Genomic DNA, 17,175 nt, shown 5'->3' on the forward strand with positions numbered 1-17,175 from the left:
TGAGTCGCTTATATAGTAAGACCTTTCGAAGGTTGAAACTAAATTAAAGTCACAAGTTTTTAAATTTAGGGCTATTAAAAGTATAAAACTGAATTTATCATAGCACAATTAAACTAGAGCCAGTATGATTAAAAAGACGCTTCTTAATTGATGCTCCTTTTTTGATATACGGATCTATAACTAACTACAAAAGATTAGCTTGTGATTTTTCTAGTTTAGCGAAACCAACTGTTTTTCTATAAATATCTGGTGAAACGCCTACTTTCTTTTTAAAAAATCGGCTAAAATAAAACTCATCTTCATACCCTAAAAACGTGGCTATTTGTTTTACAGGTTTTGAGGTTAAATAAAGCTCTCGCTTTGCAGCAATAATAATTCTATTAGTTATTAAACATGTAAGGGTTAGGTTTAGATATTTTTTAACCATTTTTGCTAAAGTTTTAGAACTTACGCATAACATATCTGCGTATTCTTGTGGTGCGTGTAGCTTGGAATAATTACCTTCAATAGCATCTACTAAATTTTGCAAGACTTCTGATTGTCTATCTGCAAATTTTAGTACGGTATCTTTATCAAATTTCTTTTTCTGTCTCACAGATTCAATAAGAAACACTTTTAAAAAAGCAACTAGCACTTCATGTTGTGCAATAGAATCTTTATCCATTTCCCTTAAAATTTGATCTATGAGATTAAAAAACAATGCTTCTTCTGAGAGTTTAAAATAAGGTAAGCCATGAAAATTACCAAACAGCACGCCTTCTGTTTCAATTTCATTTTGATGGCGGTATGTACAAAAAAAATCGGGATGGAAATTTAATATAAAACCCGAGCACTCCCCTTTTGAGGTTATCATAAAAGGTTGATAAGGGGATAAACAAATCATATGATTTGCTTCGAGCTGATACTCTGAAAAGTCTACTTTTAAATTAAAGCTATTACTGCATAACAGAATAATAGAGTAGTAATTTTTTCGTTGTAAATGATCAAACTGGTTTAGATTATTGAATCGTTCTAATCTAAATGCTAATTCATTATTTTGTTTATTAATAATAATTTGGGCCATGGTTATTTACTTTCTGGGAATTTTAGGTTTTTTTAAGCTGTAATCTACTTTTACTTTAGTTCTTGTTGGGGTGTCTTTTAATTTTCCCATTTCCTGCTAAGTTATTAGAGAGGGTTTTAGAAATTTTAGACGCAGCATTTAAACAATGCTATTTACTCAACGTTAAATATAAGGCAAAATTTCAATAATTGTGTTAAATTCTTACTCTCAAAACTATTTCTAATATGTATTGTAAAACATGGATCATTTTCCATGGATAATTTTTACTAAGTCGTTGTTTTGAGTTTTAATATAGGTGGAAATCTAAAGAGGTAATAATTGATATCGTCAACCTTAAAGTGTCTGCTTCTTAAAAGTGACATGATGACGAGTAAGCTACCTCGATGCAAGCATACAAAGCATTCAATAGGACATGTTTTTTTTAGATCTGAAGCAGCTTCGAGGGATTAAACCTTAACTAACCCTTATTTTTTAAAATTATGCGATTCTCAAGATAGTCTCACATTTCTCCTTATTTAATAAATAGCTGTATTCGATTTTCATCTGAAAGGCTAATAAAACCAAATAAACTTTGAGTTCTTTTTCTTTATCACTCACTCCTATAGAAAATAGAATGTCCATGATTTTTTCGGAAAATATTGACGCTTCCTTTTTGATATCGGCAGTCATAAAATCCTCCCTATTAAGCAATTGTAAATTAAAAGCTCTTCTATAAGCATTGTACAAATTATTAACAGAGAGCTTATTTAAAATTAATCGCTCCATCTCTGTTTGCTCTCTTTTACTATTAAACTGTAATTCCTTAGCTATATCCTCCTTATCTAGACCTTTATATGTTAGACGTAAACAATTTAATTCTTTATCATTGAATAATTTTACTGTATGAGCTTGTATCATTTTAAAGTAATTTTTATTTTTTTTAGTGAACGCGTTATAGAGTTATCAAAATCAAATAAAATATCCTTAGGAAGTTTATATCTAGAAGGTTTGCTTTTAAAATCATTAACTATTTTTGATGCATAATCTAGTGCTATTTCTTTTATGGCTGGATCGATATAATCTCGTTCCTCTAAAATTCCAAGTTCAAATGCTTTTTGAATTAAAACAACCCAATCTTTAGTCTTAAATTTCTTTTTTAAAATCCTTTTTATATAGTCTAAATCTTTCTCTTCCATTTCAAGGAAATTTGAAATGTATTGATCATCATAATTAAGAACAAATAATCTCAAAAAATACCTTTCATTATTTGATAATTCAATACTGCTATTCTCATTTATTAATTCAATTGTGCTACACTCCATATTTTTTTTATCTTAATATTTTACTAATTCCATTATAAAATCAACATCTAACACTTTCACAATCGTAATTTTCTCTTATTATGAATATGCTCTAGCATGTATTTATCTCTTTAAATTTTGGTGTTAATTCTATATAAATCACCTTTACTATTTGTAGGCAATTCCTTTTTACAATTATTACAACTATATTCTTTTACATAAGACCTTACGTCTCGAGATACTTTGTAATCATGTCCAGATATCTTGCAATACATATTTCTCATTTTGTTTGTAACTTGTTTTCTTAAGGAGAGACTGTCAAAATATTTGAACTAAACCATGACTAGTTAAATTCACTAATCCTATAAAGTTATATTTCCTTCATATTTTTTTTAACTTAGGTTTACTAGCGTCAAAGGTTGATTCTTTATATAAATTATTCTAAAAAAAGTGCTAAACCAGATTTAAAGTGGGACGAATTGGTGTGTTTAGAGGATTTTGAAAAAACATTTTCTAGCTATTGGGGCTCTTTTTACCCTTAAAAGATTAAAGTCAATGTAATGTACCAGGTGTTTGGAACGGGTTTATTTGGATTCCTGCTCCTGTCCACAGAAGGGTAGATTCAGGGGAATAATACAGTTATGGAGAAGCTCAATTGGTATATACCTCTAAAATGAAGGTGTTACCGCCTCAAGCATTCGTTCAAGATTATTAAGTTAAGAAGTTTTCAAACACAGTACCTGTTATATACATACCTGTTTTCTTTGTAGAAAGTTGTCCATTTATTTTTCAACTGGTAGGATAAGTGCCTCACCGGTCATTTTGATTGGGCCGATTTGAGTCTCACACTTTACAAACCAATTACCATCGGGCAATTGCTTTACCCCATTAACCCAGAACCTTTGAACCAAATTCTTCTCTTCCTTCACTAATTCTGGTAAACGAATATTAAAATTGGTGGGCCATATTTTAAATCTTTCATCACCCGGAGAATATTCAATGTTTTTGTAATAACAAAAATAAACATAGAGCAGCTTTTGACACTGAATTAATGGCGATAAAAAGATAAGATGGCTAGGACTGTTTATCATATCCGTGTAGTACTCTCGCGAAAACTCAACTTCAATATAGTTTTTAGCGCACCGGTATTCTTTAATAAATAATTTTTCACGAACATTCTTCTCTGGCATAATATTGAATGACAAATCATTAATGCTATCTTCCTTAATGACTTTTTCAAACGTTTCAGGTATTTCTCTCATTATTTTGCCTTTTTATGTTAACCCTATTTTTATAAGGATTAATAATCGTTGTGATTTTTTTTAATTATTTACTCCCCACCCCAATATTACTTTAATCGTGTAAGCCTATACATAGACCATTCTCTATTTTTCATGGACATTTTTTCTGATTAGATCTTTTTTAACAAAAAAAAACCCAAATAGGTACTGCTACTTATTTAGATTCTTATTGTACTAGTAAATTAAAATATACTATTTTTTTATAATTTTTTTAGTTTGAATTTCTCCATCGGTACTTTCTATTTTTAAAATATACATGCCAGAAGGTAAACTGCTCGCATCTAACTGGCTGCTAGTGGTACTACTTACTAATTCTTTTCCTAATGTACTATAAAGTTTGGCGTGTTTTAATTCTACACCAGATGTTGTAATAATATTTAATATATTGGTTACAGGATTAGGGCTTACACTTACAGCATCACTAAACACCTTATTATTAACAGATAAATTGCAATTAGAAACAAAAGCAGAACCTGGAGACCCCTTAAAACATCCACTAAACCAAGCCGATGAATCACTAAGATCTTGCGTATATTGATCTAACTCTAATGTTCGTCCCGTATCATCTTCATTCAATGGCCAAGGGGCATCATCAGAATATTCAACTTCTACTACCAATTCATCATCGGCATTGTATAATCTAATGGCGTCATCGGAGCCCAGTCCAAAATCAAAATCTCCCACCATATTGGTGACAGATGGATAATTTTCAATAAACTGTTCTGTATATCTGGCTACAACTAAATAGCCATCTGGCTGGATTTCAACTTGAGATTCAAAATCATAGCGATGGTCATCATCTGAATCTAAAAAATACCAGCCATCTAAATTTATTGTACTTGACGTTCCATTATATATTTCAAACCAATCTGTTGTCTCAAAATCGTCACCATCTTTATAGTTTATTTCAGTTATAGTCACCTCTGTGAATGGTTCTGAAGACATTTCAAATTCTGCTATAAAACTTACTTCGGCAGATGCCCCTAAATCAACAGTGAAATCACTTTTGGTCTGGTCTGTAATCAAATCATTGGCTTGCCATCTAACAAATTGATAACCAGGGTTTGGAATCGCCTCAATGGTAATTGGGACATCACTAAAATAATCACCATCCCAAGGATAGCTTTCTGGTGATATAGTGCTAATCTTAATGGTTCCATATCCTACAACGTCCAGATTCACCTCAACATCATTATTTAAACTGTAATGATCTCTTAAGTGTTCACGAAGATAAGTTTCTCTGGTGCTAAGCTCATTATTAAAATCTTCATGATTAGACTGGAATTTAGATACATCTCCACCATTCCATCTTTCATAATAAGCTGGAATTTCTGGCCATGCTTCATCAAACATCTCAGTTTCTATTTTATCTAATTCCTCATAAGCATAACTTGTATTCATTAAATCGCACAGGCGATTAATAAAATGATGTTTATAATCATCATTTTGCATCAACATGTACCAGTAACCTGATGCATGCCACTGAGTTCCTAGGTTATTCATATATTCTATTTGGTCAAAGTCAGGACGGGTATCTAATCCATAAGGTGAATTAACGTTGGTTGGCAAAAATGACCATTCTAAATCTATTAAGGCAAATTGCCAACGCATATCTGAACCTACACATCTCCAGGCTTTCATGTTATTTTGTGGCCAATCTTTATTGGTCATCCAAGTTTGAGCTGCCATATAATCGGTGTAATTATCCAGATCGAGAAATTCTCCAACGTCTTCTAAATAAGTAGCACTTGAAGTATCCATTGCTAAAAACTTGTTATAATCCTCAAAAAAGGGCTCTACAGAGCCTTCATTTGCCAAGACTGTTTGTGGTTGATTAAAAGCACTGATGCCTACCAGATCCAATGAATCTGTATCCATGTTATAATTACTTTCTAAATAATCGGCGTTTATTTTTTCTCGTCCCTCATACATACCATAATACTCACCATTAATAAATACAACAATAGGGCGGTATTCTGAGTAGAAATTATTTGTACCTTCTCCCATGCCTCTTACCTGGGCAGCATCCTTGTAAAGTAAATCTAAATATCGATTACTGCCATTTCTCAGGTAAAGTGATGCATAATTATCGCGATTGGGGCGATTGGGGTGAAAACTATATTCTAAATCACCATCTCCATAAATACCGTTTCCTGGTTCTATACGAAAAGACGTCTGAGGTTCATGTCTACTTCCACCGAAGCCTCCATCTACTTGGATGCCTGCTTTTTGCTGAAATGCCAGTGTTCCATCTGGCTCAAAGTACTCGATGTAGCAAGGCTTGTTCCATGACTCCCAGAAATTGGTAAAAATCCCGTCATCATCATCAAATAAGTTACTGTTATCGGTCGTTACAGATAAAACTGGAACCGAAAAAGTTTCATTGATAATATAAGTATTCGTATTTACGGGACTGGGCAATTTATCTACAGTACTAAATGCTCTTGCATTGATAGTTGTTGAGTTTGTTAGTGTTATAGGTGTACCATTGTATAGTGGTGATGTTATAGTAGGTTCAGAACCATCTAATGTATATCTTACTTGGTCAACAGTACTTGATGTACTGGTAATGGATACGTTGAGTGTACTAGTATGGTATCCAGCAGGCATGCTAAACAAAGGCATTTCTTCGTACCCATCCAAATAAGCTGTGGCATTGTTGTTAGTAGTTCCGGGTGTTGCACCTTCAAAAAATGCCAGTCCATCTATGCCATCTTTTTCTCTTCCAACAGAGAAATTTAATGTTTGGATATCTACCGCCATAAAGTCAATCAATTCCTGAGAATCATTATATAAATAAACAATTTCTCCTTCGCTAGAAATCTTAAAATTAGTATGTAATTCTGTATCTCCATCAATACCGACCCATACTGGAGACTCCGAAAAATAAGTATTATCACCATTAAAGGAAAATGAGAGATATGGGGAAAGACTTAAATCTGAGGATATATCTGATATATTATGTACTTCAATAGAGAATACATTTTCGCCCTCTTGTAACGCAGAGGCAAATATATTGGGATCAATTACAAATCCCTCTGGGTTTTCTCCATTCGGCACAACTGCCTCATGAGTATCTGTGGCCGTACTGTTCCAAGTAGGTGTACCTGCTACATTGCTTCTACAAATTTCAATACCGTTAATATAAGCAACAAATCCATCATCATAATCCACATGACATATTCCTGAAACTAATGCATTTAAATTGGTAACTATAAAGTGTTTTCTTACATAAGTAACTAAAGTTCCTGTAGGTAAAATTGTAGTATCATCGTCATCACCATATCCAAACCCTGCCGAACCTGTACTCCAAGACGAAGCATCAAAGGCTAATGTATTCCAATTGGCTGGAACATTCGCATCTGGAATAATATAGCTAAAAATATCTGATGGAAGTATAGCCGATTCCCATTTTGATCCATGCTCTATAGTTCTATCCTTCCCTGAAGCAAATATCAATACATGAGATTTTGGTGCCATCTCTAAATCGGGAAAAACCCACTTGGTAACTTTAGAGTTATTATCTGTAATAGACCAATCTTTAATATTTACGGTATTTTCGCCTGAATTGAATAATTCAATCCAATCTTCATTTTCATTGTCCTCATCAAATATTTGATCTAAATTTTTATTGGATGCTTCATTAATTAGTATTTGAGAATTTCCAAGAAAACCAAGTGATATAAAAAAAGCCAATGCACTGGTTTTAATTTTACTCAAATTAAAAAAACTGGTCAATTTAAGGTTAAATGTCATATGTGTTGTTTTAAGAAACTATTGAATGTAATAGCTTTAAATAGTTTTCTAGATTAATAATTAGTAGAAGTATCGTTTTTTACACAAAAAAAACTAAAAAAAGTGCTTAAAGCTCTCAAAATTGGGACGAGAAAAGGGTTAAGTGTTATTATGACATTAGAAACCTACAAATTTTAATAAAAAATTTCTTGAAACCAACTATCCTCGAGGCAGGCCCGAGGCAGAGCCTCGAGGAATTCTTTTTGATTAAAATTGAAAAGGACTTAATACCATTTCCGACCTAAAATGACCCATTAAAATTTGCTCTTTTTCGCTTATACTTCAACATAAAATGTAGTCGTAACTAAGGCTATGATGACTGCATTTTCTTTTTTGCCTAAACAAAAAATAACTGCTTTTTATTTGAGTCGTTCTAAATCAGAACTGATATAAGAACTGTGTTTTTACCGATAATTTTCAAAAAAACCCAAACCGTGTTTTAGTTTGGGTTTTATAGAAAGCAAGCTTGTTTGTGTTATGAAACAAAAAAACAATTAAAATAACACTAAACAAGTCATTGCTTAACTATTTTTTTTATGGCTATTTGACCTTCTGTATTTTCTATTTTTAAAATATACAATCCGGAAGGTAAGTTGTTAGTATCTATACTGGTACTCGTAGTGCTTAATACTTGTTTACCTATTATAGAATAAACTGATGCGCTTTTTAACTCAAAACCAGCAGGACCATTAATAGTTAATAAACTCCTTACCGGATTAGGGCTTACATTTATAGCGCTACTAAACACCTCATTATCAACAGATAGCGCTGGACATTCTGTAACTTCTGTTCCATTAATGGTCCAGCCTTTAGCAACAAGATTACTTACGGCAGTTGCCGCTGAATCATCATAATCACCAACGTTGAGAATAAAGTTGGTTCCAGTTCCAAATGCTGTATTTCCATTATTTCCCCACCCTATAAGCGTGTTGGTATAGTCTGACTCTTTTCTATATCCTTTATAATAACTATGGATGCATTGGTACTTTTTCGATTCTTTATGATTTCCTCTATCATACGCTTCCAAAAACGGTCTGAGGACAAAAATGATTATATGTTAAGCCTTTCATGTGGCTTATCTAAATATAGGTTCTATTGTTCTATAATAAAAACGTGTGTTGTTTGTTACCAATGGATAGTTTTTAATCATCTCCTTTAGATATAATATAGAGATGATTGTTTTTTTGTTTTTTACCTAAATTTTGAAGAATTAAGGTTGAAGAATTAAAACTTAATTTTAACTATTTTGTCTAAACTATAAAATAAAAAGTGTTGATATGTATTATTACTATTATAATATGATATAAGTTCTAGTAATGTCTTACTATTTTCATCTTCTCCTAAATATCGGGATTTAATAGCATCTGAACTTATGATGTTATCTTCCTCTAATAACGCTTTATGGCATTGGAGTAGTTTACCATACACTTGGTCTAATTTCCTTGCAAAATTTTCTAAACTTATTTGCGACGGAATCCTTTATTTTAATGGTTGCAAATCGCTCTTTTTCGTATCCTTCATTCATATTTAGCATATATATATATATATATATATTGATTTTACTGGGATAAAGAACTTTTTTAGTAAAAAACCCGTTTCTCCCTATTCTTTTAATTTTGCTGTAATTAATTGTGATGTAAGACATGAACGGTTTTATCAGTGCTATGGGTTTGAAAAAATAAATAGTACTGAAAATATATATTTGGATCAAATCTTGAAACCTAAATCTTCAACGTTTAAAATGTTCCGCGCTCTAACTTCTTGAAATCAGATTCTCTTTTAAAAACACAGCTCTTTATATTTAATGTGACAAAACCCATGAGCTACGCTTACCCTTTTTTGTTTTCAATGGCATCAGCATTCCAAGATAATGAATAATCCTCATCTTTGAACAATTCCCCCAATCCTTTGAACTGTTTAAGCCGTAACACTTCATCTGCATCCATACCCAATGCCTCCATAATATTTGCAGAAGTCAACCCTTCGTCGGATAATATTTTTACGACCTCGCTTATTTCCGCAATCTGATGCCGTCCCCGAGCCCTATTATGCCGAATAGTAGCTATTATCCCTTCATAATCGGGTATCTCCAATATAACCACAGGTACTCTACGGTTCAATCTGTCCTTCAACTCCTTACTTCTTTTAATAAGCGTCCAACGGTGGTAACCATCTATCAAGATATAGCCTTGTTCCTTTTCAGCAGAAACCACCAAAGGCAAAGTTATTCCGTGATCGAGCATAGAACGGAGCAACAATCGCTTTTCTGGAGCAGCCATTTTATTGGGATTGTAGGAGTTTGGTGAAATAGCCTTTATGGGTACCCATACCACTTTCGAAACAGGTTCTTTATAACCACGGAACATCTCTAGCACATCGTCTATGAGCCCCTCCTTCTTTGCTTCAGGAATGGCACGGGTTTTACGAAGAAGCTTTAAAATATCTTGCTCTATACTCTTATTCTTATTCATTAAGCTGTCTTTTTTGCATATAAGGTTTCATAGGTTTTTTTAGTTTGGCAAAAGCCCAAACTACGGCACCACCAATCGTTTTTGATGATACACTTACATATTCTTCTCCAAGATGGAAGCTTTCCTTTATTTTCTAATTTTAAGTTCCCCTGATCTGGAACGAGATCTATAGAAAACCCATTATTTCCCCACCATCTAAGAAAAGATTTTATTTTCCCTTCATAATGATTTCTACTGATTTCAGGCATGGATTCCAACAAAATATAAGTGTATTTTTTCCATGTTAGTCCCTCTGGCAAGACCACTTTGATTCGACCAAGAACAGCAGTATTACTGTAGACTGCTCCAAAATTAACGCCATGGACTCGTGCCACAACCTTACTCCATGTTTCTGGCTCTATCTGATGATAATACGCCAAGCTTTGTCGTTGATCATCACCATAGGGCTGGCAAATACGCATTTTGTGAATGGACATGCCACATAAATAAAAATAATCGTAGAGTTTATTGTATTTTAATTTTTCCTTACCGACATAACGCCAGATATCTTCGGTTCGCCAATCATAGATAGGGTAAGAGAATATCAAGTTTTCTGAAGCTTTACTCGCCCAATTTTTTCCACACCAACCATTGGTCGTTACCGAAAAAAAACGGCTTAAACTTTCATCAGACCGAATTCCTAGTAAACAGGTACATAGTTCTCCGTCGGAAAACCAATTGCCCCATTGATACACAAAGTCCTCAAATTCCATCCCAAAGCGAAAAAAAGGATAATACGCAACGTCTGATATGACCTGTGGGTGTTGTGGCATAGGGCGAATCCACACTTCCGATTGTTCTGGATCCCAACAGCGCCAGTGGGGTTGAAAAACACTAACAGAATTCCGAAGATTCAAAGGAAGACAAACCCAATGCAGGTTAATTTTTTCAGAATCAAGGCCAATCGCTTCTATATGCTTTATGGTCGTATCATATTGTCCCTCCAAATCAACAAACAAGACATCTAATGGTAATCGGTTTTCAGATTCGGCTATTTCCAAAGCCAAATGCAACATAACCGTACTATCCTTCCCACCACTAAAGGCCAAATACAACTTTGGAATGGTATTAAAAATATCCAGTATACGGTTTTTAGCGGCGGTATAGACATTCTCCTCTAAATAGTTTTTAGGCATTTTTTAATTTATTAATGTTTAAAAGGATTCTTAAGTTTATTCTGGTATTTGTTGTAAAAAACCATGTAACGATTAAATTTTTGACCTAATGGTCGCAGCAATTACAATACACTATACCTATAGATGCTAGTGTTGAGTTCAACTATGTAGTAACCGTAAATCCAAATCCTGCTACATCTTGACCATAACTGGCAAACCCACTACTCTTAAAAGGAATTAGTAAATTACAATTCTTTTATATATTGCTTTAAGTAAAGTAAAACTATAAATAAAAAACACCCAATAATAAGTGCTTAAGTCTTAAAAAAATGGGATGTAAGATGATATTTTTGGGATATTGAAAACGAAAAGGTTCTGTCGCATTAATTCATTTATAACTTTTTTTAATAAAAAAACCAAATAGGTACTGCTACCCATTTGGATTCTTATTCTACTAGTAAATAAAATATACTATTTTTTATTATTTTTTTAGTTTGAATTTCTCCATCGGTACTTTCTATTTCTAAAATATACATCCCAGAAGGTAAACTGCTCGCATCTAACTGGCTGCTAGTGGTACTTACTAATTCTTTTCCTACTATACTATAAAGTTTGGTGTGTTTTAATTCTACACCAGATGCTGTAATAGTATTTAATATATTGGTTACAGGATTGGAGCTTACACTTATAGTGTTACTAAATACCTCATCATTAATAGATAGAAAGTAATAGTCAGTAAAATCTATTATCCCACCTACCCAATTAGAGGTATCACCAGTATCACCAATTGCTGATAAGGCGAAATTTTGTAATTCACCATGATAATTATTTCTAGAGTAATCAAGCAATGTGGCTTCATATGGATTGGCTTGATTGGCATTACCATGGTTAAAAGGATAATACGCTAATAATTCGTTATAATTATCTTCATTAGCTGTTAGTTTTGTATGCGCTTGAGCTTGAATTTCCTCTTCCCCTTTTGCATAATTCCAAATTCTGAACTCGTCTAAAGCACCTAAAAACCTTTATTTTCCGTCTTCTTTACTGACGAATCTCCAAGCTCCTAAGGTAAGATATGAAGTATTAGGAGATCTGTCAAAACTAAATAAGTTTGCTTGATGTGTACCTTGATTGAATGTAATATTAGTATGGTTTCGATATTTTATTTTGATCAGAACTGGATAATGGAAGGATAGAATAAAACAGTTACTGCACTAGGAGGATATCCTTCAGTCGTCTATAAAACAAATTTTGTAAGTGATCTATTTAGTTATTACTTAGAATTGGGTCGGTTAATTCATCCACAGGCGTAATCTTGGATTGTTTTTTTGAATTAATAAGGTTAAACTTCAATATCACTTCATGATTTCCTCCGCTATAGTCTTTTACTGCTGTTATCGAACTATCATAGGCGTAGCCTGCCCGCACCGAATCTGTTATCTTAAAAAACACCAATCCACTTATAGATTCTTTTAACCTATGGCTAATTCCAAACTCCAATGTATTATTCATATTCAATGTCCCACTTATATCCATCGACAAAGGAACACCACTCACCATTCTGGTTAATACAGAGGGGGTAAAAATCATATCATTCTTTAAAGAAAAATGGTACCCTGCACCTGCATAAAAATGTAATTTATCTGTAGCCTCTGTTGCTATTCCCGATTCTTTTTCATATCGATTGGTTTTTAAAATCGCTGGAGCCGATACATTTACATAAAAATTGTCTCCCCTCAAATAGGCGCCAATCCCTATATTTGGGTTGAATTCGCTTATATTCTCGGTAAAGAGCGGATCGTTCTCAACTCCTGCCCTGGTCAAGTCTACCTGTACTAAAGAACCGCCCAATGCCTTAATCCCTAAAAAAAGATCTAGCGTTTCTGTTACCGGTACTTTATAAGAAAAATCAATAGTAACATCTATTTCTTTTAGTACAAACACACTACTATTAACAATTGAAAAACCCAGTCCAATTTTTTCGTTTATTGGTACACCCGCTGAAAAACTCTGGATTTCGGGCCCGCCTTCTAAACCTGCCCACTGGCTTCTAAAGTTGGATGTGAATTCTGGTGTTTCTCCAACCCCTGCATAGGCAGGGTTAATAACATTCATATTATAATTATACAGGGTATAGGTTACATCTTGTTGTGCACGTACCTGTATGTAGCTCATTGAGATTACGATAAAACAATATAATTTAATTTTTTTCATTTTATTATTTTTTATGAAAGCGGTTTTAACCAAAACCGCTTTCAGATAATGGAATGGATAATTTGTTCTGGAATTATGTGGTATTTTTTATTTGAAAAACACAAAGGATTAATAATTGATATATATCCATCCTCTTTTAGGAGCTATTCCCGATTCGTTTAAATTTATGATATACAGATAGGCCCCAACAGGCAATTTTTTAATGCTATTGCTGGTTTTATTGGAGACCCCATTCCAGTCATTTCGATAACCATTGGCTTCATACACTGGTTCTCCCCATTGGTTGAATACCTGAACGGTATTGCTTGGATAATCCGCTATGTTTTCTACCACCCAAGTATCCCCGATGCCATCTCCGTTAGGGGAGAAACCACCTGGTGCTACAACCTCGGTACCTCTAGCTGTTATCGTAACTATAGCTGTTCCTGTTGCTGGGTCCCCTGCAGTATTGATTACCGTAAGTGTTACGGCTACATTGCCCAGTTCTGAGAAGGTCATAATATCCAAGAACATGCTGTCAATACCGCCACAAGCATCAAAAGAGCCATTGTCTATCTCTTGAGCAGAAATGGTCGCTTGCCCATTGGCATCTAATGCTACGGTAATATCTTGAGTTACCACCGTTGGCCCTACAACATCTTCTACGGTTACCTGGGCTGTTGCCGTATCTGAGTTATTATTTTCGTCTGTAACAGTAAGCGTAATGGTTACAGGCGTGCCCACATCGGCACAGCTAAAATCTGTTCTGTCTAAACTTAAAGTAACATTGTTACAGCCAGCTCCGGAACCATTATCGATATCATCAGCGGTAATAGATGCAAATCCATTAGCATCTAACTCCACAGTAATGTCCTGGGCAACGGCGAAGACCATACAGGCCCCGCCCTCCGTTACATTGACCGTCCACTCCTGTTCGGTGGTGGTGTCCCCCGCGGTCACCGTGTAGTTTACCGTATTGGTAAAGTTCTGGGCAACACCGCTTTCCGGATCGATGCCAGAGCCATCGGGAATGGTGATCGTGGGCACAAGTCCGTCCAGGTCTGTGCCATAGGGCATTATGATATTTATGGTATGGGCAACATAGTCGATCTCCGAATCCATAATCTGCCCGTTAAGGGTGAAGGAAAGGATATCCGTTGGTCTGACCACCGTTACCGTAAGGGCCGCACTGGCCACATTGCCAAGGGCATCTCTCACGTACAGGGTCTCTGTATTGTCCCCCAAATGGTCAAGGGTATACTCCTTGGTCGTTACAATACTTTCGGCTTCAAAAGCTTCAAAACTGTATTCCAGCTCTCCTTCTTCGCTGCAGTTGTCCACGGCGCTATAGTCCAGATCATCCAAGTTGAGCGTGCCCGTGCCCCCTTCCAGGTATACGGTGTGATCGGTCACGGTGAGCTCCGGGGCCAGGTCGTCCCCCAGGGCATCTCCTTCAAACGTCCAACTATAGGTATCAATCAGCACTTGTCTGTGGGCATCCCCCTCACAGTCATATATCAAATTTTCCGCGCCCAGCGTAATGTCCGTGGGGGTATTGCTTGCATCGGCCCATCCTTCCAAGGTGGCCCCATAGTTCGTTGCCGACATCCCGCTCAAGTCCAACATCAACTCCATATTGGTCACCTGGCCTATGTCCCAACTGCCCAGATCTTGGTCAAAGGCTGTGGCATTGTAGAACATGCCGGACATGTCCGTTACATTGCCCATCCTTTCCGCCCAATCGCTCAGATCCTGATTGAAGATCGTACGTATATTATCATTGGGTCCGGCGATATTAAATATTTCAGTGCCACTAACTAGAACTAATGTCGCATTGGCAAACATGCCCTTCATGGTGGTGACCTTGCTGACATCCCAGTTACTGATGTCCCGGTTAAAGGCACTGGCTCCCTGAAACATAAAATACATGCTTTGGACGTTCCCCACGTTCCAATCGCTGATGTCCCCATTAAAGGACGGGGTATTGTGGAACATGAAACGCATTGTTTCCACATTGCCTGTCTTCCACTTGTCCATGTTCTCCCCTGTAAAGAACAACGCATTCTGGAACATGCCCCTCATGTTGGTGACTCTGCCCACATCCCAATCACCAATGTCCGTATTGAACTTAATGGCTCCAGCGAACATAAAAATCATTTGTTTCACTTCGGCCGTCTTTTCCGCCCAGTCGCCGATGCCGCCACCTGTAAAGGCACTCGCACCATCGAACATGGCCCCCATATCGGTAACGTTGCTTACGTCCCAATCGCCGATGTAGTCAGGGTTGAAATTAGTGGCCCCATAAAACATGTGGGACATACTGTTGACATTGCTCATATCCCAGCTGTTGAAATCGGTCTCTGTCCCGGTGAGTGATTGAGCCCTATTGAACATGGAACTCATATCGGTGACATTTGCCAAATTGGGGGCATCCTTGGCCGTTACGTTCATCTTGGAGCACCCTTTAAAGGCATTCGCCATGCTTTCCCATTCTATAAAGCCCCACTGCTCTACGGTACGTATTTTCTCTATGTTTGCATCATTTGCGTTGTTAAAATAAATGGCTGGAAAATCGCCACTAATGGTAACGGTATAGGTGCCTGCACTCTGATAAGTATGGGTGGCGGCGGCATTTTCAGTGGTGCTGTTGCCATCTCCCCAATCTACGGTATAGTTGTAAGTATAACTACCATCAATAGGTATGATAATCTCTAAACCTGTTGTTTCATCAACCTCCCAAGTAGTAATGAAAGAGCCTTGTGGCAGGGTAGTATAATCTTCAGTTTCTACAAAATTAGAAGTTTCACCATCTAACTCAAAACCCACCAATGTACCGTTATGATTATTCCCTGACGCATCCACTACCTGAGTTATTAAGGTGTTATCTCCACCAGCTACACCTTCGTCAAAAGGATAATAAGCCAATAAGTTACCAAAGTTGTTTTCGCTACCATCTAATTTTGAGATCATCTGCCCTCGAATCTCATTTTGAGTTTTTGCATAGTTCCAAACTCTTAACTCATCCATGGCACCTGGAAAATAATGCTGATAGGCGCCACTAAAAATTTTAAATGCACCTATTGTAAAGTAATCGGTCACAAAATCGCTAGTATCTAAACCCTTTACGCTATATGCCTCAACTCCATCAACATATAAAAATATATTATTATCGGTTGAGTCATCACCAGGATATGCTTTCCTAACAAAGGCAACATGATGCCATGTATCATTATTCATGGTCGTGTTCGCTGGAGCATGATGATCTGTCCAACCTTGAACTGGATCCCATTCTGCGTATAGAAGTCGTCCTTTTTCAATATTAAACTCATATGAATATTTATCTGCATCACCAGCCGCATCATTAGCCCAACTTGCTATAGCTAACCTACCACCTAATTCTGGGAATTTCACCCATACCTCTAAGGTAAATTCATTATTTCCATTAGGTAAAGAAAAATGGTCTCCTATTATATAAGAAAAATGGTCTCCTATTATATATGGGACTTGATTAAAATGTAAAGCGTTGTCGTTTTGAGCTACAACAGATATACATACTAAGGCTAAGAGAAGTATGTATAATTTCTTTAAATAGTTCTTTTGTTTCATAGATTTAAAGTGTTTTTATTAAAGTCTAATATCATCAATCAACAACATTAAATCATATATTATAGTTATTTTAAAAATTGTGCTTAACTCTATTAAATGAGGGATGAATTTATAGATGTAAGGGATTTTATTAAACTGGTTCTGGTGGTTGTGAGAGGGAATTCGCCTCATGAGGTGGTGATTATTTGGGCTTGCGTTTCTGTTTTTCTGCAGGTATTTTTTGGGCTACGCGCTAGTGCGGGACGCTCTGTAACCGCACAGAAATGACAAGGAGGAGATTACTATTAGCGGTTCGGGATGGCACTGGGTTAC

The 17,175-nt window shown here is 35.7% G+C and carries 12 protein-coding genes; all 12 read right to left on the reverse strand.

All coding sequences use genetic code 11. The features are described from left to right. Nucleotides 1-184 precede the first annotated feature (184 nt). On the reverse strand, nt 185-1,063 hold the full coding sequence (locus tag Q4Q40_RS06580) for a helix-turn-helix domain-containing protein (protein ID WP_303300993.1): 879 nt from the start codon (nt 1,061-1,063) through the stop codon (nt 185-187). A gap of 477 nt (nt 1,064-1,540) precedes the next feature. Continuing rightward, on the reverse strand, nt 1,541-1,960 hold the full coding sequence (locus tag Q4Q40_RS06585; protein ID WP_303300994.1) for a hypothetical protein: 420 nt from the start codon (nt 1,958-1,960) through the stop codon (nt 1,541-1,543). Then, nucleotides 1,957-2,364: a hypothetical protein gene (locus Q4Q40_RS06590; RefSeq protein ID WP_303300995.1), complete on the reverse strand. Its 408-nt coding sequence runs from the start codon at nt 2,362-2,364 to the stop codon at nt 1,957-1,959. Before Q4Q40_RS06590 ends, Q4Q40_RS06585 begins: the two co-directional genes overlap by 4 nt. 110 nt (nt 2,365-2,474) lie before the next feature. Next, entirely contained in the window at nt 2,475-2,627 is a 153-nt protein-coding gene (locus tag Q4Q40_RS24240; protein WP_496559853.1) for a DUF1660 family phage protein, read from the reverse strand. 498 nt (nt 2,628-3,125) lie between these two features. Then, nucleotides 3,126-3,605, reverse strand: coding sequence for a hypothetical protein (locus Q4Q40_RS06595; RefSeq protein WP_303300996.1), 480 nt, complete (start codon nt 3,603-3,605; stop codon nt 3,126-3,128). Between the two features lie 231 nt (nt 3,606-3,836). Beyond that, complete coding sequence (locus Q4Q40_RS06600; RefSeq protein WP_303300997.1) at nt 3,837-7,400, reverse strand: lamin tail domain-containing protein; 3,564 nt, start codon at nt 7,398-7,400, stop codon at nt 3,837-3,839. A 553-nt stretch (nt 7,401-7,953) separates the two neighbouring features. After that, nucleotides 7,954-8,466, reverse strand: coding sequence for a T9SS type A sorting domain-containing protein (locus Q4Q40_RS06605; RefSeq protein WP_303300998.1), 513 nt, complete (start codon nt 8,464-8,466; stop codon nt 7,954-7,956). An 802-nt stretch (nt 8,467-9,268) separates the two neighbouring features. Continuing rightward, nucleotides 9,269-9,910, reverse strand: a complete 642-nt coding sequence (locus tag Q4Q40_RS06610) for a ParB N-terminal domain-containing protein (RefSeq protein ID WP_303300999.1) — start codon at nt 9,908-9,910, stop codon at nt 9,269-9,271. Beyond that, nucleotides 9,910-11,085, reverse strand: a complete 1,176-nt coding sequence (locus Q4Q40_RS06615; RefSeq protein WP_303301000.1) for a DUF3440 domain-containing protein — start codon at nt 11,083-11,085, stop codon at nt 9,910-9,912. The genes Q4Q40_RS06610 and Q4Q40_RS06615 overlap by 1 nt, the downstream gene beginning before the upstream one ends. A 425-nt stretch (nt 11,086-11,510) precedes the next feature. Continuing rightward, on the reverse strand, nt 11,511-11,912 hold the full coding sequence (locus Q4Q40_RS06620; RefSeq protein ID WP_303301001.1) for a T9SS type A sorting domain-containing protein: 402 nt from the start codon (nt 11,910-11,912) through the stop codon (nt 11,511-11,513). A 418-nt stretch (nt 11,913-12,330) separates the two neighbouring features. Further along, nucleotides 12,331-13,278, reverse strand: a complete 948-nt coding sequence (locus tag Q4Q40_RS06625; RefSeq protein WP_303301002.1) for a PorP/SprF family type IX secretion system membrane protein — start codon at nt 13,276-13,278, stop codon at nt 12,331-12,333. 108 nt (nt 13,279-13,386) lie between these two features. Then, nucleotides 13,387-16,863, reverse strand: coding sequence for a BspA family leucine-rich repeat surface protein (locus Q4Q40_RS06630; protein WP_303301003.1), 3,477 nt, complete (start codon nt 16,861-16,863; stop codon nt 13,387-13,389). Between the last annotated feature and the right edge of the window lie 312 nt (nt 16,864-17,175).

The organism is Flavivirga jejuensis (assembly GCF_030540765.1).
Lineage (GTDB): Bacteria > Bacteroidota > Bacteroidia > Flavobacteriales > Flavobacteriaceae > Flavivirga > Flavivirga jejuensis.